The organism is Pseudomonas putida (assembly GCF_009883635.2).
Lineage (GTDB): Bacteria > Pseudomonadota > Gammaproteobacteria > Pseudomonadales > Pseudomonadaceae > Aquipseudomonas > Aquipseudomonas putida_W.
In genome coordinates this window covers 3,890,948-3,912,332 of record NZ_CP026115.2, presented here as the reverse complement: position 1 = coordinate 3,912,332, position 21,385 = coordinate 3,890,948, and the positions used below count along the sequence as shown (strand labels likewise).

At 60.7% G+C, this 21,385-nt stretch carries 15 protein-coding genes, 2 tRNA genes and 2 rRNA genes; 5 read left to right on the top strand and 14 right to left on the bottom strand.

Annotation, left to right across the window (positions count from 1 at the left end):
• Window positions 1-62: 62 nt before the first annotated feature.
• The 4 genes from C2H86_RS17850 to C2H86_RS17835 all read right to left on the bottom strand — a co-directional run bounded on the left by C2H86_RS17850 (window position 63) and on the right by C2H86_RS17835 (window position 4,995).
• Window positions 63-2,954: ribosomal RNA gene (locus tag C2H86_RS17850) — 23S ribosomal RNA — on the bottom strand.
• A 245-nt stretch (window positions 2,955-3,199) separates the two neighbouring features.
• Window positions 3,200-3,275, bottom strand: a tRNA-Ala gene (locus tag C2H86_RS17845).
• 21 nt (window positions 3,276-3,296) lie between these two features.
• Window positions 3,297-3,373 (bottom strand) — tRNA-Ile (locus C2H86_RS17840).
• A gap of 85 nt (window positions 3,374-3,458) precedes the next feature.
• Window positions 3,459-4,995 (bottom strand): 16S ribosomal RNA (locus C2H86_RS17835).
• The 16S and 23S rRNA genes sit together here with 2 tRNA genes alongside, the layout of an rRNA operon.
• A gap of 457 nt (window positions 4,996-5,452) precedes the next feature.
• Between C2H86_RS17835 and C2H86_RS17830 the strand changes: the two genes are divergently transcribed.
• Window positions 5,453-6,334, top strand: coding sequence for a formate/nitrite transporter family protein (locus tag C2H86_RS17830; RefSeq protein ID WP_159409167.1), 882 nt, complete (start codon window positions 5,453-5,455; stop codon window positions 6,332-6,334).
• A gap of 2 nt (window positions 6,335-6,336) precedes the next feature.
• On the opposite strand, the gene C2H86_RS17825 is transcribed toward C2H86_RS17830, so the two are convergent.
• A complete protein-coding gene (locus C2H86_RS17825; protein ID WP_159409166.1) occupies window positions 6,337-7,431 on the bottom strand; it encodes an MBL fold metallo-hydrolase in 1,095 nt (364 codons plus the stop codon).
• A 130-nt stretch (window positions 7,432-7,561) separates the two neighbouring features.
• On the opposite strand from C2H86_RS17825, the gene C2H86_RS17820 reads away from it, so the two are divergent.
• Together C2H86_RS17820 and C2H86_RS17815 are read left to right on the top strand one after the other, a co-directional pair.
• On the top strand, window positions 7,562-8,635 hold the full coding sequence (locus tag C2H86_RS17820; protein WP_159412951.1) for a diguanylate cyclase: 1,074 nt from the start codon (window positions 7,562-7,564) through the stop codon (window positions 8,633-8,635).
• A 55-nt stretch (window positions 8,636-8,690) separates the two neighbouring features.
• Window positions 8,691-11,261: a bifunctional diguanylate cyclase/phosphodiesterase gene (locus tag C2H86_RS17815; RefSeq protein ID WP_159409165.1), complete on the top strand. Its 2,571-nt coding sequence runs from the start codon at window positions 8,691-8,693 to the stop codon at window positions 11,259-11,261.
• 6 nt (window positions 11,262-11,267) lie between these two features.
• On the opposite strand, the gene C2H86_RS17810 is transcribed toward C2H86_RS17815, so the two are convergent.
• Complete coding sequence (locus tag C2H86_RS17810) at window positions 11,268-11,588, bottom strand: DUF2025 family protein (RefSeq protein WP_159409164.1); 321 nt, start codon at window positions 11,586-11,588, stop codon at window positions 11,268-11,270.
• Between the two features lie 87 nt (window positions 11,589-11,675).
• Window positions 11,676-12,632, bottom strand: a complete 957-nt coding sequence (locus C2H86_RS17805; protein WP_159409163.1) for a LysR family transcriptional regulator — start codon at window positions 12,630-12,632, stop codon at window positions 11,676-11,678.
• A gap of 112 nt (window positions 12,633-12,744) precedes the next feature.
• Between C2H86_RS17805 and C2H86_RS17800 the strand changes: the two genes are divergently transcribed.
• Window positions 12,745-13,503, top strand: a complete 759-nt coding sequence (locus C2H86_RS17800) for an SDR family NAD(P)-dependent oxidoreductase (RefSeq protein ID WP_159409162.1) — start codon at window positions 12,745-12,747, stop codon at window positions 13,501-13,503.
• Between the two features lie 38 nt (window positions 13,504-13,541).
• Here C2H86_RS17800 and C2H86_RS17795 read toward each other — a convergent pair whose 3' ends face one another.
• The 7 genes from C2H86_RS17795 to C2H86_RS17775 form a co-directional block, all read right to left on the bottom strand.
• The gene (locus tag C2H86_RS17795; RefSeq protein ID WP_159409161.1) at window positions 13,542-14,411 is read right to left on the bottom strand and encodes an efflux RND transporter periplasmic adaptor subunit; all 870 of its coding nucleotides are present in this window, start codon (window positions 14,409-14,411) and stop codon (window positions 13,542-13,544) included.
• Between the two features lie 11 nt (window positions 14,412-14,422).
• The gene (locus C2H86_RS17790) at window positions 14,423-14,629 is read right to left on the bottom strand and encodes a DUF1656 domain-containing protein (RefSeq protein WP_027918922.1); all 207 of its coding nucleotides are present in this window, start codon (window positions 14,627-14,629) and stop codon (window positions 14,423-14,425) included.
• Entirely contained in the window at window positions 14,616-16,613 is a 1,998-nt protein-coding gene (locus C2H86_RS17785) for an FUSC family protein (RefSeq protein WP_159409160.1), read from the bottom strand. The genes C2H86_RS17790 and C2H86_RS17785 overlap by 14 nt, the downstream gene beginning before the upstream one ends.
• Window positions 16,614-16,782: 169 nt before the next feature.
• Window positions 16,783-16,899 carry a cytochrome c oxidase subunit CcoM gene (gene ccoM / locus C2H86_RS28550; RefSeq protein ID WP_275898203.1) on the bottom strand — a complete coding sequence of 39 codons (117 nt, stop codon included), beginning with the start codon at window positions 16,897-16,899 and terminating at the stop codon, window positions 16,783-16,785.
• A 135-nt stretch (window positions 16,900-17,034) separates the two neighbouring features.
• A complete protein-coding gene (locus C2H86_RS28200) occupies window positions 17,035-17,196 on the bottom strand; it encodes a hypothetical protein (protein WP_165837386.1) in 162 nt (53 codons plus the stop codon).
• A 67-nt stretch (window positions 17,197-17,263) separates the two neighbouring features.
• Window positions 17,264-17,596: an aspartate-semialdehyde dehydrogenase gene (locus C2H86_RS17780; protein ID WP_103449455.1), complete on the bottom strand. Its 333-nt coding sequence runs from the start codon at window positions 17,594-17,596 to the stop codon at window positions 17,264-17,266.
• A 108-nt stretch (window positions 17,597-17,704) separates the two neighbouring features.
• Window positions 17,705-18,400, bottom strand: a complete 696-nt coding sequence (locus C2H86_RS17775; RefSeq protein ID WP_159409159.1) for a M949_RS01915 family surface polysaccharide biosynthesis protein — start codon at window positions 18,398-18,400, stop codon at window positions 17,705-17,707.
• Between the two features lie 132 nt (window positions 18,401-18,532).
• Between C2H86_RS17775 and rapA the strand changes: the two genes are divergently transcribed.
• Window positions 18,533-21,379: an RNA polymerase-associated protein RapA gene (gene rapA / locus C2H86_RS17770; protein ID WP_159409158.1), complete on the top strand. Its 2,847-nt coding sequence runs from the start codon at window positions 18,533-18,535 to the stop codon at window positions 21,377-21,379.
• Window positions 21,380-21,385 lie beyond the last annotated feature (6 nt).

Genomic DNA, 21,385 nt, shown 5'->3' with positions numbered 1-21,385 from the left:
GAATCTTCGGTTCTTTCGTCTTCACCACCGCAATCTGCATGAGCAAATTGCTTGGGTGTTATATGGTCAAGCCTCACGGGCAATTAGTATTGGTTAGCTCAACGCCTCACAGCGCTTACACACCCAACCTATCAACGTCGTAGTCTTCGACGGCCCTTTAGGGGATTCAAGATCCCAGTGAGATCTCATCTTGAGGCAAGTTTCCCGCTTAGATGCTTTCAGCGGTTATCTCTTCCGAACATAGCTACCCGGCAATGCCACTGGCGTGACAACCGGAACACCAGAGGTTCGTCCACTCCGGTCCTCTCGTACTAGGAGCAGCCCCTCTCAAATCTCAAACGTCCACGGCAGATAGGGACCGAACTGTCTCACGACGTTCTAAACCCAGCTCGCGTACCACTTTAAATGGCGAACAGCCATACCCTTGGGACCGGCTTCAGCCCCAGGATGTGATGAGCCGACATCGAGGTGCCAAACACCGCCGTCGATATGAACTCTTGGGCGGTATCAGCCTGTTATCCCCGGAGTACCTTTTATCCGTTGAGCGATGGCCCTTCCATACAGAACCACCGGATCACTAAGACCTACTTTCGTACCTGCTCGACGTGTTTGTCTCGCAGTCAAGCGCGCTTTTGCCTTTATACTCTACGACCGATTTCCGACCGGTCTGAGCGCACCTTCGTACTCCTCCGTTACTCTTTGGGAGGAGACCGCCCCAGTCAAACTACCCACCATACACTGTCCTCGATCCGGATAACGGACCTGAGTTAGAACCTCAAAGTTGCCAGGGTGGTATTTCAAGGATGGCTCCATGAGAACTGGCGTCCCCACTTCAAAGCCTCCCACCTATCCTACACAAGCAAATTCAAAGTCCAGTGCAAAGCTATAGTAAAGGTTCACGGGGTCTTTCCGTCTAGCCGCGGATACACTGCATCTTCACAGCGATTTCAATTTCACTGAGTCTCGGGTGGAGACAGCGCCGCCATCGTTACGCCATTCGTGCAGGTCGGAACTTACCCGACAAGGAATTTCGCTACCTTAGGACCGTTATAGTTACGGCCGCCGTTTACCGGGGCTTCGATCAAGAGCTTCGCTTGCGCTAACCCCATCAATTAACCTTCCGGCACCGGGCAGGCGTCACACCCTATACGTCCACTTTCGTGTTTGCAGAGTGCTGTGTTTTTAATAAACAGTCGCAGCGGCCTGGTATCTTCGACCGGCATGGGCTTACGGAGCAAGTCCTTCACCCTCGCCGGCGCACCTTCTCCCGAAGTTACGGTGCCATTTTGCCTAGTTCCTTCACCCGAGTTCTCTCAAGCGCCTTGGTATTCTCTACCTAACCACCTGTGTCGGTTTGGGGTACGGTTCCCAGTTATCTGAAGCTTAGGAGCTTTTCTTGGAAGCATGGCATCAACCACTTCGTCGCCTAATGGCAACTCGTCATCAGCTCTCGGCCTTGAAATCCCGGATTTGCCTAAGATTTCAGCCTACCACCTTAAACTTGGACAACCAACGCCAAGCTGGCCTAGCCTTCTCCGTCCCTCCATCGCAATAACTGGAAGTACAGGAATATTAACCTGTTTTCCATCGACTACGCTTTTCAGCCTCGCCTTAGGGACCGACTAACCCTGCGTCGATTAACGTTGCGCAGGAAACCTTGGTCTTTCGGCGTGCGAGTTTTTCACTCGCATTGTCGTTACTCATGTCAGCATTCGCACTTCTGATACCTCCAGCAAGCTTCTCAACTCACCTTCACAGGCTTACAGAACGCTCCTCTACCGCGTCATCAAAGATGACACCCGTAGCTTCGGTGCATGGTTTGAGCCCCGTTACATCTTCCGCGCAGGCCGACTCGACTAGTGAGCTATTACGCTTTCTTTAAAGGATGGCTGCTTCTAAGCCAACCTCCTAGCTGTCTAAGCCTTCCCACATCGTTTCCCACTTAACCATGACTTTGGGACCTTAGCTGACGGTCTGGGTTGTTTCCCTTTTCACGACGGACGTTAGCACCCGCCGTGTGTCTCCCATGCTCGGCACTTGTAGGTATTCGGAGTTTGCATCGGTTTGGTAAGTCGGGATGACCCCCTAGCCGAAACAGTGCTCTACCCCCTACAGTGATACATGAGGCGCTACCTAAATAGCTTTCGAGGAGAACCAGCTATCTCCGAGCTTGATTAGCCTTTCACTCCGATCCACAGGTCATCCGCTAACTTTTCAACGGTAGTCGGTTCGGTCCTCCAGTCAGTGTTACCTAACCTTCAACCTGCCCATGGATAGATCGCCCGGTTTCGGGTCTATACCCAGCGACTAAACGCCCTATTAAGACTCGCTTTCGCTACGCCTCCCCTATTCGGTTAAGCTCGCCACTGAATATAAGTCGCTGACCCATTATACAAAAGGTACGCAGTCACCTAACAAAGTAGGCTCCCACTGCTTGTACGCATACGGTTTCAGGTTCTATTTCACTCCCCTCTCCGGGGTTCTTTTCGCCTTTCCCTCACGGTACTGGTTCACTATCGGTCAGTCAGTAGTATTTAGCCTTGGAGGATGGTCCCCCCATGTTCAGACAAAGTTTCTCGTGCTCCGTCCTACTCGATTTCATTGACAAGAGATTTTCGTGTACGGGGCTATCACCCACTATGGCCGCACTTTCCAGAGCGTTCCACTAATCTCAAATCAACTTAAGGGCTGGTCCCCGTTCGCTCGCCACTACTAAGGGAATCTCGGTTGATTTCTTTTCCTCAGGGTACTTAGATGTTTCAGTTCCCCTGGTTCGCCTCTTGCACCTATGTATTCAGTACAAGATACTCAGCTTATGCTGAGTGGGTTCCCCCATTCAGAGATCTCTGGATCACAGTCTGTTTGCCGACTCCCCAAAGCTTATCGCAGGCTACCACGTCTTTCATCGCCTCTGACTGCCAAGGCATCCACCGTATGCGCTTCTTCACTTGACCATATAACCCCAAGCAATCTGGTTATACTGTGAAGACGACATTCGCCGAAAATTCGCATTTCGCTCAATTAAGAGCAGAACTCACAAATTTTACCTTAGCCTGATCCACCAGCAGTGAAACTGGTGTTCAGTCTATATCTATCACATATCCGAATTTTTAAAGAACGATCTGACAAAAGTCAGAAATCAACATTCAAACTGAATGCTCATTTCTAAGTTCTGACAAGTTACTGCGTACTGCGAAAGTGGTGGAGCCAAGCGGGATCGAACCGCTGACCTCCTGCGTGCAAGGCAGGCGCTCTCCCAGCTGAGCTATGGCCCCGTATACGGCTGAACCAAGTAATGGTAGGTCTGGGCAGATTTGAACTGCCGACCTCACCCTTATCAGGGGTGCGCTCTAACCAACTGAGCTACAGACCTATAACAGGGTCGCGTTACAGCATCGTCTTTTACAATGAATCAAGCAATTCGTGTGGGAGCTCATCAGCAGGCTGATGTCGTCGATTAAGGAGGTGATCCAGCCGCAGGTTCCCCTACGGCTACCTTGTTACGACTTCACCCCAGTCATGAATCACACCGTGGTAACCGTCCTCCCGAAGGTTAGACTAGCTACTTCTGGTGCAACCCACTCCCATGGTGTGACGGGCGGTGTGTACAAGGCCCGGGAACGTATTCACCGCGACATTCTGATTCGCGATTACTAGCGATTCCGACTTCACGCAGTCGAGTTGCAGACTGCGATCCGGACTACGATCGGTTTTGTGAGATTAGCTCCACCTCGCGGTTTGGCAACCCTCTGTACCGACCATTGTAGCACGTGTGTAGCCCAGGCCGTAAGGGCCATGATGACTTGACGTCATCCCCACCTTCCTCCGGTTTGTCACCGGCAGTCTCCTTAGAGTGCCCACCATTACGTGCTGGTAACTAAGGACAAGGGTTGCGCTCGTTACGGGACTTAACCCAACATCTCACGACACGAGCTGACGACAGCCATGCAGCACCTGTGTCAGAGTTCCCGAAGGCACCAATCCATCTCTGGAAAGTTCTCTGCATGTCAAGGCCTGGTAAGGTTCTTCGCGTTGCTTCGAATTAAACCACATGCTCCACCGCTTGTGCGGGCCCCCGTCAATTCATTTGAGTTTTAACCTTGCGGCCGTACTCCCCAGGCGGTCAACTTAATGCGTTAGCTGCGCCACTAAAATCTCAAGGATTCCAACGGCTAGTTGACATCGTTTACGGCGTGGACTACCAGGGTATCTAATCCTGTTTGCTCCCCACGCTTTCGCACCTCAGTGTCAGTATCAGTCCAGGTGGTCGCCTTCGCCACTGGTGTTCCTTCCTATATCTACGCATTTCACCGCTACACAGGAAATTCCACCACCCTCTACCGTACTCTAGCTTGCCAGTTTTGGATGCAGTTCCCAGGTTGAGCCCGGGGCTTTCACATCCAACTTAACAAACCACCTACGCGCGCTTTACGCCCAGTAATTCCGATTAACGCTTGCACCCTCTGTATTACCGCGGCTGCTGGCACAGAGTTAGCCGGTGCTTATTCTGTCGGTAACGTCAAAACAGCAAGGTATTAGCTTACTGCCCTTCCTCCCAACTTAAAGTGCTTTACAATCCGAAGACCTTCTTCACACACGCGGCATGGCTGGATCAGGCTTTCGCCCATTGTCCAATATTCCCCACTGCTGCCTCCCGTAGGAGTCTGGACCGTGTCTCAGTTCCAGTGTGACTGATCATCCTCTCAGACCAGTTACGGATCGTCGCCTTGGTGAGCCATTACCCCACCAACTAGCTAATCCGACCTAGGCTCATCTGATAGCGCAAGGCCCGAAGGTCCCCTGCTTTCTCCCGTAGGACGTATGCGGTATTAGCGCTCCTTTCGAAACGTTGTCCCCCACTACCAGGCAGATTCCTAGGCATTACTCACCCGTCCGCCGCTGAATCAAGGAGCAAGCTCCCGTCATCCGCTCGACTTGCATGTGTTAGGCCTGCCGCCAGCGTTCAATCTGAGCCATGATCAAACTCTTCAGTTCAATACTGCTTGGGTTTTTAAGAAACCCTAAACTTGGCTCAGCAATCTCAAATGACTATGTGATTTCTCGCATGGCCACTTGTGATGCTGATAATCTTTGTGACTATCAGTCCGTACTCACAAGCACCCACACGAATTGCTTGATTCGATTTGTTAAAGAGCGTTTGGTTAAGAGCTTTTCGTCTCAACCGAGGCGCGCATTCTACGCTTTCCTCATTTGCTGTCAAGCGTTATTTTGAAGTTTTTTCGAAACTGCTTTCTTTCAAAAGCGTTCAACTTCAACAACTTACCGCTTGCCTCGTTGCGTTCAACGCTGCGAGGAGGCGAATAATACGCGCTTTGAAATCAGAGTCAACACCTTGATCTGAAAAAACTTTCGATCTTCATCTGCGGCCACCTGGCAACTAAATGCATGAAGCGCCGCTCTGTAGAGAAACAACCCGTGGAGCGTGACGGCCATGAGCGATGCGCAGAGCGAAAAGACCCCAGGCCTGTCGGCGGATGAAGAAAAGGAAGTCAGCCATAACCAGCCGCCGCGGGCTGCGGTATTGCACGAGATCATTCGTTCCCAGGGCGATCAGGAACTGCAGCGCACGCTCGCGGCGCTGTGGTGGTCTGCCCTTGCCGCCGGCCTGACCATGGGCCTGTCATTAATGGCCATGGGGCTGTTCTATGCCCGACTGCCTGAAGGTGAAAGCGCCCAGGTCATCGCCAGCATCGGCTACAGCGCCGGTTTTCTTGCAGTTATCCTGGCACGCCAGCAACTGTTCACCGAAAACACCCTCACCGCCGTGCTGCCGGTCATGACCACGCCAACCCTGGCCAACCTCGGGCGCCTGCTGCGGCTCTGGAGCGTAGTACTGCTCGGCAACCTCGCGGGCACCCTGCTGGTGGCCTGGGTGATGCTCGAACTGCCGATCTTCGACAGCAAGACCGACGTAGCCTTCCTCGAAGTCGGGCGCAAGGTAATGAAGAACGACATCAGCCAGATGTTCGCCAAAGGCATCGTATCGGGCTGGATGATCGCCACCATGGTCTGGATGATCCCGTCCATGGAGCAGGCCAAGATCTGGATCATCCTGATGATCACCTACCTGATGGCGCTGGGTGACTTCACCCATATCGTCGTTGGCTCGGTAGAAGTCTCCTACCTGGTATGGGCGGGCGACGAAACCTGGCGCAGCTTCTGGCTGGCATTCGCCTTGCCGACCCTGGCTGGCAACATCATCGGTGGCAGTTTCATCTTCGCCCTGATCAGCCATGCCCAGGTTCGCAGCGACAGCGGCAAGCCGCCATCGCAACTATTAAAGGATAAAGAAGGTCAGCAACACCGGGACTGAACTCAGCGCGCCGCCAATGCCCGTTCGGCCGCCCTACCCCGCTGTCGCGCCGGGTGCGGCTGCCACCAGTTCTGCCCCTCGTGCGGTGAGTCGATACTGACCTGCTCGCCCATCTGTGGCGTACTCAGCCGCACCTGGGCTGCAGCTGCCAGCGCGACGATGCGCTCGAACGGCTCCTGCCAGCCATGGATGGACAGGTCGAAGGTGCCATTATGAATCGGCAACATCCAGCGCCCGCGCAAATCCAGGTGTGCCTGCAAGCTCTGCTCAGGTTGCATGTGCACGTTGGGCCAGGCCACGTTGTAGGCTCCCGTTTCGATCAACGTCAGGTCGAACGGCCCGAAGCGCTCGCCGATTTCAGCAAAGCCGGCGAAGTAACCGGTATCACCGCTGAAGAACACACGCGTCTGGTCATCTATCAGCACCCAGGAAGCCCACAAGGTGCGGTTGCTGTCGAACAGGCCACGCCCGGAGAAGTGTTGCGCGGGCGTGGCAACGAAACGCACACCCTCGACTTCGGTTTCCTGCCACCAGTCCAGTTGCACGACCTTTGCAGCAGGCACCCCCCACTCGATCAGCAGGTCCCCCACCCCGAGCGGCGCAAGGAAGCGCTCGGCACGCGGAGCCAGCCGGCGTATCGCCTGCTCATCGAGGTGGTCGAAATGGTCGTGGGACAGAATTACCGCCGTCAGCGGCGGCAGCTCATCCAGCCCCAGCGGTGGCGCATGAAAGCGCAGCGGCCCGGCCCATTGCACCGGCGAGGCGCGCTCGGCGAAGACCGGGTCGGTAATGAAGTAGCGACCACGCAGCTTGAGCAATACTGTGGAATGGCCCAGGCGCCAGAGGCTGTGGTCCGGCGCATCGAGCACCTGCTGGCGGGTCATGGGCTGCACGCTGATTGCGGCCGCCGGCCGGGTTTCCGGCGGCTTGCGCAGGAACAGGTACTTGAGGCCGATGCGCAGCTTCTTCAGCACGCCATCCTGGGGCAGGCTGGCCTGGTTGTGAAAGCGTCCGTCCCGCTGCGGCGCCGATCGGTCGCCAGGATTCGCCATGGGAGCCATGAGCAGCAACACTCCAAGCAAGAGGAAAGGCTTCATGTTACCCCACTGGGATCACATCAACCGTGAATTGGCTTGTAAGGTCATTTTTCGCCGATGAAACACTGTTCAACAATATTCACGTGAGTTATGCGATAAACGGCACCCCAGCAGAAGATCAACGACCATGATGGACAATCGCAGCGGCAAGGGACTTTCTTTCGTCAGGCGCATCTACCTTCCGCGTGTCATCGGCCTGGGGATCGGCCTGTTCAGCGTAGCCGCTGCCGTGGCGCCGCTGTCGCCGCCAACCTGGGTCTGGGTGCTTCTGCTGTTCAATGGCCTGCTCTGGCCACATGTCGCCTATCAGTGGGCATCGCGTTCGGCGTCCCCTTATCAGGCGGAACAGCGCAACATGCTGCTGGACTCGCTGCTAGGCGGTTTCTGGACTGCGGCCATGCACTTCAACCCGCTGCCGAGCGTGACCGTACTGTCGATGATGACCATGAACAACGTCGCGGCGGGCGGCAAGCGCCTGATCGTTCGCGGGATCATGGCTCAACTGGCCGGCATCCTGCTGGCCAGCACGCTACTGGGCACCGGGCTGCAGCTGAACGCCACGGCGCTGCAGATCTACGCCTGCCTGCCCATGCTGACCCTCTATCCGTTGGCCCTTGGCTGGGTTTGCTACCGTCTGGCAATCAAACTGGCCGAGCACAAGCGCCGCCTCAGCGCCCTGAGCCTGACCGACAGCCTGACCGGCCTGCTCAACCACGGCGCCTGGAAAGACCTGCTGCTGCTCAGGTTCCAGGCCTGCCGGCAACAACAGTCGCCCGCAGTGATCGCGCTGATCGACATCGATCACTTCAAGACCATCAACGACACCTTCGGCCACGTGGTCGGCGATTGCGTACTGCGCCAGATGAGCGAGCAGCTCAAGCGCAACCTGCGCGAGTCCGACCAGGCCGGGCGCTACGGCGGCGATGAGTTCTGCGTGATCCTCCCCGCCACCAGCGAGGCTCAGGCCTGCCAGGCCATGGAGCGCCTGCGCGAACAGGTCGCCAGCTACCGCAACCCGCAGCTGCCGCACCTGCGCATCAGCCTGAGCATTGGCCTGGCGGCGTTCCATGCCGACCTCCAGTCCCCCGAGCACTGGCTGGAGCAGGCCGACAAGGCGCTGTACAGCGCCAAGCGCCGCGGTCGCGACCAGGTCAATTTCGCCCAAGGCGAGGCCTCCCCGCTCAGGCTGGCCTATCCTGACTGAACCTCCTTGCTGATTGCCCGGCAGGGGACTGCAGTCAACAAGGAGTTGTTCGCGCATGGCCAGGACCGCCAGCCCCCTCCCCCGCCTCCAGGTGCGTCATCTGATTGGCGGCTTCTGCGTCGTTTTCGGCCTCGCCTGCCTGGTCACGCTGGGTGCCTTGTTCAATATCGCCGCCACGCTCGACGAACAGGAGCAGCAACGCAGTGCGTTCCATGCCACCCAGGCGCTGGAACAACGGTTGCTGGCCTCCAGGCAGTTTCTTTCCAGCTACGCGGTGTGGGACGCCGCCTTCGAACACCTGGCTGGCAAGGTCGACTGGCAGTGGGCCTATGAAGAAAAGAATGTCGGCGAGTCGCTGTACAGCGCCAGCGGCTACGAAGGGGTATTCGTGGTGGAGGACCAACGCACCACCTATGCGCTTTTCAAGGGGGCGCCGACCCAGGCGGATGCTGGCAGCTTCATCGATACCCCCCTGGCCGCAGTCATCGACGCGGCACGTGGGGCCGCCAGCGCCCGCGAGCAGATTACCCGCTTCGTCATGTTCAACAACTGGCCAGCAGTGCTCAGCGCTGCCGCCGTGCGCCCGGACCGGGATGTTTCCGCGCAGGAGGTGAGCCAGGCACCGGTCATGCTGTTCGTCGACCAGCTCACCGAAGCCAAGCTAGAGCGCCTGGGCGCGGGTGCAGGCCTTGCGCACATGCACATCGAAAAGAACGGCGAGCACGACCGCCCCCAGCAACAAATCGCCCTGGGCGACACCGGCTACCACCTGACCTGGACCAGCCCGCAGCCTGGGCGACAACTGCTATGGGCCGTGCTGCCGCCCTTGATTTGCGCACTGCTGATACTGGCCTTGGTCATGCTCTATCTGTTTCGCCATGCGCTGCGCAGCTCCCGCGCCATCGACCTCAGCCTTGAGCGCCTGCAGGAAAGCAACCAGGCGCTGGAAGCCAGTGAACAGCGTTTTCGCGCGGTCGCCGAGGCTGCGTCCGACTGGATCTGGGAGACCGACCGCCAGCAACGGCTGACCTATCTGTCACAACGATTCGTCAAGGTCACCGGCGACCCGGTCGAGGTCTGGCTGGGCCAGCCGCTCAACCAGTTGCTCAGCTGTGAAACCACTCCCCTTTCTCCGTGGCTCGACGCCCAGGCCGAGGCCGATTCGGAGCAACCGGCCAACCTGCGCTGTGCCTACCTCGACCACAACGGCCTGAGCCGCTACTGCCGGATTTCAGCCCGGGCGATCCGCTTCGATGGCAAGCTCGCCGGCTTTCGCGGCACGGCCAGCGATATCACCGACGAAGTCGAGGCCCATGCGCGCATCCAGCACCTGTCGCTGCACGACCCGCTGACCGGCCTGGCCAACCGCAACAAGCTGGCCCGGCACCTCGAACAGGCATTGCTGCGCGGCAGTGACTCGCCGCCGCTGACCCTGCTGCTGCTCGACCTCGACAACTTCAAGCCCATCAACGACTCCCTTGGCCACGCGGCAGGTGATGCAGTCCTGCAAGAGATCGCCGCGCGCCTGCGTGACACCACGCGTGACGTTGACCTGGTGGCGCGTCTGGGCGGTGACGAGTTCGTCCTGGTGCTCACCGGCATGGATAACCGCAGCGAGATCGACAAGCTGTGCCGGCGGCTCATCGAATTGCTGCAACAGCCCATCGCCTTCGAAAGCCATCAGTTGCACATCGGCGCCAGCGTCGGCATCGCCCAGACACGCAATCAAGGTTTCGATGCTGGCGAGCTGATCCGTTGTGCGGACATCGCCCTCTACCAGGCCAAGGCCGATGGCAAAGGCACCTGGCGCTACTTCAGCGCCGAGATGAACCAGCAGATCCAGTATCGCCGCCAACTGGAAAATGACCTGCGCCGCGCGCTGAACAACAACGAGTTCGTTCTCCATTACCAGCCACGCTACCGCCTGGGCGACTTGCGCATCGTTTCGGTCGAAGCCCTGCTGCGCTGGCAACATCCGCAAGAAGGCCTGCTTGCCCCGGATACCTTCATACCGCTGGCCGAGCAAAGCGAGCTCATCGTCACCCTGGGACGCTGGGTACTGCGCGAAGCGTGCCGCAGTGCACTCGACTGGCCGGAGCACCTGCTGGTGTCGGTAAACCTGTCACCGGCGCAGTTCATGCGCAGCGACGTGGTTGCCGACATTCGCGAGATCCTTCTGGAAACACGCTTCCCCGCCCAGCGGCTGGAGCTGGAGATAACCGAGAACGTGATGCTCAACGATATCGAAGGCGCCCTGGGCACCATGCTCGCGCTCAAGGAGCTGGGCGTTCGGCTGAACATGGACGACTTCGGTACAGGCTACTCGTCGCTGGGTTATCTGCGCACCTATCCGTTCGACAGCATCAAGATCGACAAGCGCTTCATCGCCGGCCTGGCCAACGCCACCGGCAACGACCGGGCGGTGGTGCAGGCCATCATCAACCTGGGCCAGGCGATGGGGCTTACCGTGACCGCCGAGGGGGTGGAAACCGAACAGCAGCTGCAAACCCTGGCCAGGGACAATTGTCATGAAGTGCAGGGTTATTACCTGAGCCGGCCACTGGACAGGGCCGGCTTCGAGCAATTGTTGCAACACAGGCCGGGTTGCTCTGCCGATGCCACCTGAACCTGCTCAGCGCAGCGAGCGCTCGGCCACGATCTCCGGCAAATCGCTGCGCCGCAGGTAGATGCGCAATGGCTCGCCGATGTTCAGCCGGTCATCCACATGCTGCTCCAGCAACAGCGCCAGACGCTCCCGGCACAGTGCCATGCGCGCGCCCTGTTGTGGCCGCCAGACGAATTCGTTGCAGGGGGTGATGCTGTCATCCGCCACGTCCATGCCGAACGCGTCCTCGGAAAACCGCACGATATGGACGCCGCGCTTGCCGTGAAAGCCGACAAAACCATTGAGCTGGTCGGCAGCGCTGCAGATGTCCTGGGAAGTGATGGCCATGGCGTAACCTCGCAAATGAACGGAAGTGACGCACGCCAGGCAGGCAACGGTCGCCTCTGATGGGCGACGCGCAGTGGGCAGCCTAGCTCATGTGCTCATCGTTGTGCCAAGGTTTTCGTCGTCTGGCATGAGATCGACTGGCATGGCGTCGACCTGCGACGCCAGCAGCCCGCCCAGCCAGCCCATGAAAGCCTGGACCCTACGTGGCACATGCCGTTGCCGGGCATACAGCAAGGACACCGGCATGGCCTGTGCCTGCCAGCCGTGCATCACCTCCACCAGCTCGCCGCTTGCCAGGTGATGCGCCACACCCACTGCCGGCACCTGGATCAAGCCAAGGCCCGCCAGGCATGCCGCCGAATAGGCCTCGGCATTGTTGACCGTGACCACGCCGGCCATGGGCTGAAAGCATACCTGGCCGGCCTGCATGTATTCAAAGCCCGCGCTGCGCGCCCCCAGGTTGCGCACATAGTGGACCAGGCGGTGCTCCTCCAGATCGTCCAGGTTCTGTGGCACGCCGTAACGGGCAAGGTAGCTGGGGCTGGCGCAATTGCGCATGCTCAACTGGCCGACAGAACGCGCCACGACATCCAGATCACTTAGTGCACCGATGCGCATGACACAGTCGAAGCCTTCACGCAGCAGGTCAACTTGTCGATCGGTGCAACTGATCTCCACCTCCAGCCTGGGAAACCGCGACAGGAACTGCGGCAAGGCCGGAATGATCACACGGCGGGCCATCATGGTCGGCATGTCGACCCGCAAGCAGCCGGCCAGCTCGGCATCGTCCGCGCGGAACAGGCTCTCGATCTCGTCCATGCCCGACAGCAGGTCCTTGCTACGCTCATACAGCAACGAACCGTCCTGAGTCGCCTGGACGCGCCGCGTAGTGCGGTTGAACAGGCGCGTGCCGAGCAAATGCTCCAATGCCCTCACCTGCTCCGATACCGTCGAGCGCGGCAGGCCCAGGCTGTCTGCCGCCAGTGTGAAACTGCTCAATTCACTGACGCGAACGAAGGTGCGCAGCAGTTCCAGCTTGTTCATATCCACTCCGACTGTTCGGTAAACGCGAACAGTATTTCCGATTCCGCTGGATTTAACAGCAGCAGCACGATCAATAACCTGTCCGTCATCCACCACCGACGAGGGATACGACATGACTCGCAAGATCGCTCTGATTACTGGCGCCAGCCGTGGCCTGGGCCGCAATGCCGCCGAACACCTGGCTGCACGCGGTATCGACATCATCGGCACCTACCACAGCAAGGCTGACGAAGCCCAGCAGGTGGCCAAGGCCCTCGAAGAGGCTGGAGCCAAGGCGGCCATGCTGCAACTGGATGTCGGCGACAGCAGCAGCTTCGCCAGCTTTGCCGAACGCCTGGGCACCACCTTGCAACAACACTTCGGCCGTGAGCGCTTCGACTTCCTGGTGAACAATGCCGGTATCGGCCTGAATGTACCGTTCAGCGAAACCACCGAGGCGCAGTTCGACCAGTTGTTGAACATTCAGCTCAAGGGGCCGTTCTTCCTCACCCAGCGGCTGCTGCCGTTGCTGGCCGATGGCGGGCGCATCGTCAACATCTCGTCCGGGCTGGCGCGTTTCGCACTGCCTGGGTATGCCGCCTATGCGGCCATGAAGGGGGCGATGGAGGTCTTGACCCGGTATCAGGCCAAGGAGCTCGGGGCACGCGGCATCCGCGTCAACATCCTCGCACCGGGGGCGATCGAGACTGATTTTGGTGGCGGGGTAGTGCGCGACAACCAGCAGGTCAATGACTTCATTGCCGGCAATACGGCGCTGGGGCGGGTCGGGTTGCCCGATGATATCGGCGCCGCCATCGCGCTGTTGCTCGAAGAGGGCAATGGATGGATCACCGGGCAGCGGCTGGAAGTGTCTGGCGGGATGTTCCTTTAAAGCAGAAATTCTGCGGCCGTTTTGCGGCGCCCTGGCCATCACTGTTCTGCCTGATCCTCATGCACCTGCACGCTGGCGGTCATCCCCGCGCTCAGGTGCACGCCTTCGGGAATCTGGTCCAGCCTGATCCGCACCGGGATCCGCTGCGCCAGCCGCACCCAGTTGAAGGTCGGTTCCACCACTGGCAGCAGCTGGCTGTCCGGGTTGCTGTTGCTGTCGGTGATACCGCGGCTGATGCTTTCTACATGGCCCTGCATCGCATCGCCCGCGCCCATCAGCCAGACCTTCACCTCATCGCCAACCCGAATGCGCGGCAGCTTGGTTTCCTCGAAATAGGCCTGGATGTAGAACGTCGAATCATCCACCAGCGCCATCACCGATTGACCGGTATTCACATAATTGCCCTGCGCCAGACGCAGGTTCGTGATATGACCGCTACGCGGCGCCCGCACTTCGCTGCGCGCCAGGTTGATCTTCGCCACCTGCAACTGGGCTTCGGCCTCATGCAATTCGCCGCGGGCTACGGCGGCGTTGATCTGGGCATTCTCGCGCAGCTCGGCACTGATCGCCTCCGGCCCCAAGGCTGTGCGCCGCGCTGCTTCACGCTCGCGCAGGTGCAGCTGTTGAGCGCGAGTTTCAGCCACCGCGCTGGCTTGGTCGAACGCGGCCTGGAAGCGCTCGCGATCGATGCTCATCAGCAGGTCGCCAGCCTTGACCTGCTGGTTGTCCTGCACCTTCAGCTCACGCACCCAGCCAGACACGTCCGGGGCGATCACCACCACATCGGCACGCACCCGGGCATCACGCGTCCATGGCGTGAGCATGTAGTACTGCCAGAGCTTGAAGCCGGCCAGAACGGCAATGGCGACCACGCACAAGGTCACCAGGGTACGGACGACGGCACGCATTGAATCACTCCTTACAAAGGCCCCAGCAGGCGAACTACCAGGAACAGCACACAAACGAACAACGCCGTGTCGAACAGCGCCTCATGCCAGATCCAGCGCCCCAGCGGCGTGGCCTGCACCACCAGGCGCAGCACGCCGGTCAGCGCCAGCGCCATCAGCACATAAATCAGGAACGGGCTGAGCAGCACACCGCCCAGCTCCCACTCACGCAAGCCCATGGGCATCCTCCTGCGAACGGCACCACTTCCCCCAGCTTTTCTGCAACTGCAGTACCGCGCCCTGGGCGAGACGCAACGGGTCGCTGGCCGGCGCCCGCTGCAAGGCGGCGATGAACTGCTCGCTGGCTGCATCCAGGCGCTGCCCGCGACCCGCTGCCGGGCCTTTGGCCAGCACCGCCTCGACCTGCTGCAGGTACTCGCGCTCGGCGCCAGCCAATGCCACCTGGGCCACCTGGGCCACCGCCAGGCACATGCGCAAGTGCACCAGTTCGTCTCCGATATCCAGCCCATGCAGGCCGTCATCCCAGCGCTTGCGCTCGGTGGCCGGCAATTCACTGGCATGCCGGGCCAGCTGCATCAGGCGGTCGGCCATGCGCCCGCCAAACCAGCTGTCGGCACCGCGCAAATCGCGTCGGGTCAAGCGCACCAGGTCGCTCTGGGTCGCGGCGCGCAGGCGCCGGCCAAGCCAGGCCGGGTGACGGAACACCAGCAGGCGGAACGCCAACACGGCGGCGCCCACACCCATCAACATGGCCAGGGCGCTGTTGAGCATGGTCGCCACACCAAACGTCATGGCATTGAGCGGCGAGACCAGCACGATGAAATGCAGGCAATATGAAGTCGCCGTGGCGCCGGTACGTGGATGGGCCATGCCTAGCGCCCCGAAGAACAGCGGCACGCCCATGCCCAGGCAGAGCATGGCGAAGCTGCTCCACTGCGGCAGGATGATCTGCCCGACCAGGAAGGCGGCCGGGATCGCCAGGAAGATCCCGCGCAAGAAACTCAGGCCGATCTGCGCGCCGTTCTCGCGGCTGGCGAACAGGCTGCAGACCACGCAGGTCAGCACCAGGCCGCCTGGCGCCGACGGCCAGGCAGTGGCCAGCCAGAAGCTGCTCATCACCAGGAAGGCCAGGGCACTGCGTGAACCGAACAACAACGCCAGCGACCAGTCGCGATGCACCGCCAGGCCCTGGGCGACATCCTTCGGCGCCCTGCCCGCCTCGACATCGTCCAGGGCCTGGGTGGCGGCCATGGCGAAGTCCAGCAGCAAGGCCATGCGCGCCAGGCAGAAGTGCTCGGCCGAGCTGATCTGCTCGTCATGTGCGGCGTCCCAGATACGCTGGCGCAACACCAGCAGGCTCGGCTGATCGGGGTTGACCAGCAGTGCACGCAGTTGTTCAAGCCAAGGACCAAGGCGCCCGGCTTCGTGCTCGTCCAGTTGCCGCCACTGCCGGCGGACCGAGCGTGAAATGCGCAGCAGCACCATGAGTTTCTGGCTCAGCCCGCGAATGGCCTTGGCCCGCAGCCGCCCGCGCGGGCCCTCGAACCAGGCGTGCTCGCGCTGGGTATCGATGGCGACGATGCGACCGAGGCTGTCCAGCAACCCTTTGCGCGCTTCATCCTCGCCGCCCAGCATCGCGCTTGCCGCCTGCAACCCGTTCTGCCAGGCCTGACGGGCCTGCCCGGCGAGCTGCTGCTCGACCCGCATCGGCCAGATCAAGGCACTGCTGGCGGTTGCGCAGAAGATCCCCAGGCAGATCTCGGTGCAACGCGCCACCGCCTGGTCGAACACCTGCAAGGGATGACTGATGGCGGGCAAGGCAATGATGGCTGCGGTGTAGCCGGCCAGTACGAACGAATAGGCCCAGGCACTGCGTAACTGGGTGGAGGCCGCCGTGCACAGGGCCAGCCACAGCGCCAGGGTGATCAGGAACAGCCATGGGGTCTGGGCGAACAGGCCGATGAACACCACCGACATGACCGTGCCGACCAAGGTCCCGGCCATACGCGCCAGGCCCTTTTGCACCACCATCCCCGACAACGGCTGGGCGACGATGAATGCGGTCATCAACGCCCAGGACGGTTGCTCCAGCCCCCAACGCATGGCCAGCCACAGCGCCAGGCCCGCCCCAAGCAGGGTCTTGATGGCGAACTTGATGGCGAGGCTGCTGGGTGCGAACAGGGCCTGGAAGGTGATGGGCACGAATCGGACCTTGCGGGGGATGGTTACATGAACGATAGACAATGGAGAGAAGGATACTGTCGAAACGATTGGTTAGCTAGCTAATCATCTTTATCGACAAAAATCGCAGGCAAAAAAATAGGCGACCGAAGTCGCCCAAAATGCCTTGCGTGCTCGTGAAGCCGGAAGGTCAGCGCGGCTTGCGCTTTTGCGAGTCCTTCCAGATGAAAATGCCCAGACCGGCAAAGAATGCAAACATCAACCCGACCGTTACCACGCCCGCGATAACCACATTGTCGAAAAACATGCTGGCCTCCCGATTCGTTTGCCGTTGTCCGATGGATGCAAGGTAACGAATACGGGGGCGGGGAAAATTGATCAGGGTCAATGCTGCCCGGGACCGGGCACGCGAGGCGGGTGCAGGGTTGACCTGCGTCAAGTTTCAGCGCTTCTTGGGCTTGCCCTTGGGCTTCTTTTTCTTCGCGGTGGCAAGCGGCATGGCCTGCTCGAACGCCTGGCGCACTTCGTTCAGGCGTTTTTCCTTGAGGTCATGGATGCGCTTGGCGCGCTCGGCATCGAAGTCGATGAGGTTGTCTTGGCTCATGGGTGGGCTCGACGATCTACAGAGACTTGCATCATGAAGCCAGGCGCCGGCCGTGACCAGCCCCGCGTCAGACTTCGATATCGACCAGCAGGCCCTGACGCTGGTGCTCGCCCATCAGCGGCGCCACCGGCACGGTATTGTCGGCGTTGACTTCATCACCCGGCACCGCGTTGTAACGCTCCTCATCGCCCTTGCTGTTGCGCCGTTGCTGCTGCCGGCGCTGCTCTTCACGCAGCAGCAAGGCCTGCTCCTGCGGGTCGCGCTGCTGCTTGAGGTCGATGGCGCTTTCATTGGACGACGGCTGCACGGGCACCACCGGCTTGATATCGGGGGTCTGCTTGACCGGGTCCTGTTGCGAGGTCACGGGGGCGGCACTGAGCGGGATGATCGGCGGCAGCATGGAAGTTCTCCTGTGCCCACTGTATCGGCCATCCGTTAGCCAGCTTGAGCGTCAAAAGGTAAGGATGTGCGGCCTTTCACGGCCGCGCCATGCCAGTATAGACAGCCGTTATTCGGCTTCATCCTCAGGGTCGTCGTTGGCCGGCGGGCTGGCTTCGCTCCAGGGCCGCTTGTAGACCTGCTGCCAGACCGAATCCATGTGCTCACGCAGCACCTGGGGCGCGTTCTTCAGCGAAGCGCTGTCTTCACGTTCGCCGCCAACCGGTTCTTCACCTGCCGGAGTGATCAGCGACTGACCAGTGATGGTGTAGGTGTTCTGCCCCTCACGCATCTCGATGGCGATGTCGTGCGGGTCGATGCCGCCGCCACAGAAGGCATGGCTGGCCACGGTCACCTCGGCGACACCGTCCTTGTTCAGGTCACTGACGTCACTGACATCGGTATAGAAGTCGACATCCAGGTCCAGCCCCGGGCAAGTGGTTTCCTGCTCGATCTGCCAGCGCGGCTTGAACGCATCTCCCTCGGAGGTGCGCCCGTACAGGGTGGCCTTGAGCACCACCTTGTCGACCTCCTGCTCGGACTCGGCATCGACCGCCTGGCCGTCGCTGCGGCTGAGCACCAGCAGCCCCTCGCCGTCGCGGTCGCGGAAGTGCACGCTCTTGATCGGCGTCTGCACGCCCAGCACTTCGAGCTGCTCGACCGGGATCGCAGGCAAGGTTTCGAAATTTTTCTGTTCACAGGCAGCCAGCAGCAGAAAGCTGCCCAGGGCCAGGGAAGTGTGCAACCAGCGGTGCTTGAGCGGCATATCGGTACGTAGCCCTCGTCAGCAAGACAGTGTTCTGCGATGAAACAGCTAGACTCATGGACTTCTGGTCTATGGTCCGCCCGGCCTATCCGTTAACATAGCCGGCTTTTTCATCGCGGGAGTTCAGGCAGTATGGCGCAGCAGTATCAACCGGGGCAACGCTGGATCAGCGACAGTGAAGCGGAGCTTGGCCTGGGGACCATCCTGGCGCAGGATGGCCGCCTGTTGACCGTGCTCTACCCGGCCACTGGCGACACCCGTCAGTATTCCCTGCGCAATGCGCCGCTGACCCGCGTGCGTTTCTCGCCGGGTGACCAGATCACCCACTTCGAAGGCTGGAAGCTGACCGTGCGCGAGGTCGAGGACATCGACGGGCTGATGGTCTACCACGGCCTGGATGGCCAGAACCAGGCGCGCACCCTGCCAGAAACCCAGCTGTCGAACTTCATCCAGTTCCGCCTGGCCAGCGACCGCCTGTTTGCCGGGCAGATCGACCCGCTGTCGTGGTTCAGCCTGCGTTACAACACCCTGCACCACACCAGCAAGCAGATGCAGTCCTCGCTATGGGGCCTGGGCGGTTGCCGCGCGCAACCGATCGCCCACCAGTTGCACATCGCCCGCGAAGTCGCCGACCGCAGCGCCCCACGCGTTCTGCTGGCTGACGAAGTAGGCCTGGGCAAGACCATCGAGGCCGGCCTGGTGATTCACCGCCAGCTGCTGTCCGGCCGCGCCAACCGCGTGCTGATCCTGGTTCCGGAGAACCTTCAGCACCAGTGGCTGGTGGAAATGCGCCGGCGCTTCAACCTGCAGGTCGCTCTGTTCGACGCCGAGCGCTTCATCGAAAGCGACGCCAGCAACCCGTTCGAGGATGCCCAGCTGGCGCTGGTCGCCCTGGAGTGGCTGGTCGATGACGAAAAGGCCCAGGACGCGCTGTTCGCCGCTGGCTGGGACCTGATGGTGGTCGACGAGGCGCACCACCTGGTGTGGCACGAAGAGCAGGCCAGCACCGAATACAGCCTGGTCGAGCAATTGGCCCAGGTCATCCCGGGCGTGCTGCTGCTGACCGCTACCCCCGAACAGCTTGGCCAGGACAGCCACTTCGCCCGCCTGCGCCTGCTCGACCCCAACCGTTTCCATGACCTCGCGGCGTTCCGCGCCGAGAGCGAAAACTACCGCCCGGTGGCCGAAGCCGTGCAGGAACTGCTTGAAGAAGGCCGCCTGTCACCCAAGGCCCATGCCACCATTCAAGGCTTCCTCGGCGCCGAAGGCGAAGCCCTGCTGGCCGCAGTCAACGATGGTGATACCCAGGCCAGTGCCCGCCTGATCCGCGAACTGCTCGACCGTCACGGCACTGGCCGCGTGCTGTTCCGCAACACCCGTGCGGCCGTCCAGGGCTTCCCCGAGCGCCAGCTGCATCCATACCCGCTGGCCAACCCGGCGCCCTACCAGGACCTGCCAGCCGGCGAACATGCCGAGCTGTACCCGGAAGTGGCCTTCCAGGCCCAGGGCGAAGTCAGCGATGACGAACGCTGGTGGCGCTTCGACCCACGTGTCGACTGGCTGATCGACACGCTGAAGATGCTCAAGCGCACCAAGGTCCTGGTGATCTGCGCCCACGCTGAAACCGCCATGGACCTGGAAGACGCCCTGCGCGTGCGCTCCGGCATCCCGGCCACGGTGTTCCACGAAGGCATGAGCATCCTCGAGCGTGACCGCGCCGCGGCCTACTTCGCCGACGAGGAATTCGGCGCCCAGGTGCTGATCTGCTCCGAGATCGGCAGTGAAGGCCGCAACTTCCAGTTCGCCCATCACCTGGTGATGTTCGACCTGCCGGCCCACCCGGACCTGCTCGAACAGCGCATCGGCCGTCTCGACCGTATCGGCCAGAAGCACACCATCGAACTGCACATTCCGTATCTGCAGGACAGCCCGCAGGAGCGCCTGTTCCAGTGGTACCACGATGGCCTGAACGCTTTCCTCAATACCTGCCCGACCGGTAACGCCCTTCAGCACCAGTTCGGCCCGCGCCTGCTGCCGATGCTCGAAGGCGGCGATGCCAAGGCCTGGACCGCATTGGTCGACGAGGCCCGTGGCGAGCGCGAGCGCCTGGAGGCAGAACTGCACAGCGGCCGTGACCGCCTGCTGGAGCTCAACTCCGGTGGTGCCGGCGAGGGCCAGGCGCTGGTCGAGGCAATCCTCGAGCAAGACGACCAGTTCGCCCTGCCGATCTACATGGAAACCCTGTTCGACGCCTTCGGCATCGACAGCGAAGACCATTCGGAGAACGCCCTGATCCTCAAGCCGAGCGAGAAGATGCTCGACGCCAGCTTCCCGCTGGGCGACGACGAAGGCGTGACCATCACCTACGACCGCGCCCAGGCGCTGTCGCGTGAAGACATGCAGTTCCTCACCTGGGAACACCCGATGGTGCAGGGCGGCATGGACCTGGTGCTGTCCGGCTCGATGGGCAACACCGCTGTCGCGCTGATCAAGAACAAGGCACTCAAGCCAGGCACCGTGCTGCTCGAACTGCTGTTCGTCAGCGAGGTGGTGGCGCCGCGCAGCCTGCAACTGGGCCGCTACCTGCCGCCAGCTGCGCTGCGCTGCCTGCTCGATGCCAACGGCAACGACCTGGCTTCGCGGGTGGCGTTCGAAACCCTCAATGACCAGCTCGAAAGCGTGCCGCGGGCCAGCGCCAACAAGTTCGTGCAGGCCCAGCGTGACGTGCTGGCCCAGCGCATCAGTGGTGGTGAAGCCAAGGTCATGCCGGTCCACGTCGAACGCGTGGCCGAAGCCCAGCGCCGCCTGGTCGCCGAGGCCGATGAAGAGCTGGCACGCCTGACCGCGCTGCAGGCAGTCAACCCGAGCGTGCGTGACAGCGAGATCGATGCGCTGCGCAAGCAGCGTGAGCAAGGCCTGGCGATGCTCGACAAGGCTGCGCTGCGCCTCGAAGCGATTCGTGTGCTGGTCGCTGGCTGACCGACT

Bases quoted from the DNA above. Each gene is read 5' to 3' on its own strand.
- C2H86_RS28200 (WP_165837386.1), bottom strand. From the start codon at position 17,196: ATGAGCCAAGACAACCTCATCGACTTCGATGCCGAGCGCGCCAAGCGC.
- C2H86_RS17800 (WP_159409162.1), top strand. From the start codon at position 12,745: ATGACTCGCAAGATCGCTCTGATTACTGGCGCCAGCCGTGGCCTGGGC.
- C2H86_RS17810 (WP_159409164.1), bottom strand. From the start codon at position 11,588: ATGGCCATCACTTCCCAGGACATCTGCAGCGCTGCCGACCAGCTCAAT.
- C2H86_RS17805 (WP_159409163.1), bottom strand. From the start codon at position 12,632: ATGAACAAGCTGGAACTGCTGCGCACCTTCGTTCGCGTCAGTGAATTG.
- ccoM (WP_275898203.1), bottom strand. From the start codon at position 16,899: ATGTTTTTCGACAATGTGGTTATCGCGGGCGTGGTAACGGTCGGGTTG.
- C2H86_RS17790 (WP_027918922.1), bottom strand. From the start codon at position 14,629: ATGGGCTTGCGTGAGTGGGAGCTGGGCGGTGTGCTGCTCAGCCCGTTC.
- C2H86_RS17780 (WP_103449455.1), bottom strand. From the start codon at position 17,596: ATGCTGCCGCCGATCATCCCGCTCAGTGCCGCCCCCGTGACCTCGCAA.
- C2H86_RS17825 (WP_159409166.1), bottom strand. From the start codon at position 7,431: ATGAAGCCTTTCCTCTTGCTTGGAGTGTTGCTGCTCATGGCTCCCATG.
- C2H86_RS17820 (WP_159412951.1), top strand. From the start codon at position 7,562: ATGGACAATCGCAGCGGCAAGGGACTTTCTTTCGTCAGGCGCATCTAC.
- C2H86_RS17775 (WP_159409159.1), bottom strand. From the start codon at position 18,400: ATGCCGCTCAAGCACCGCTGGTTGCACACTTCCCTGGCCCTGGGCAGC.
- rapA (WP_159409158.1), top strand. From the start codon at position 18,533: ATGGCGCAGCAGTATCAACCGGGGCAACGCTGGATCAGCGACAGTGAA.
- C2H86_RS17795 (WP_159409161.1), bottom strand. From the start codon at position 14,411: ATGCGTGCCGTCGTCCGTACCCTGGTGACCTTGTGCGTGGTCGCCATT.
- C2H86_RS17815 (WP_159409165.1), top strand. From the start codon at position 8,691: ATGGCCAGGACCGCCAGCCCCCTCCCCCGCCTCCAGGTGCGTCATCTG.
- C2H86_RS17830 (WP_159409167.1), top strand. From the start codon at position 5,453: ATGAGCGATGCGCAGAGCGAAAAGACCCCAGGCCTGTCGGCGGATGAA.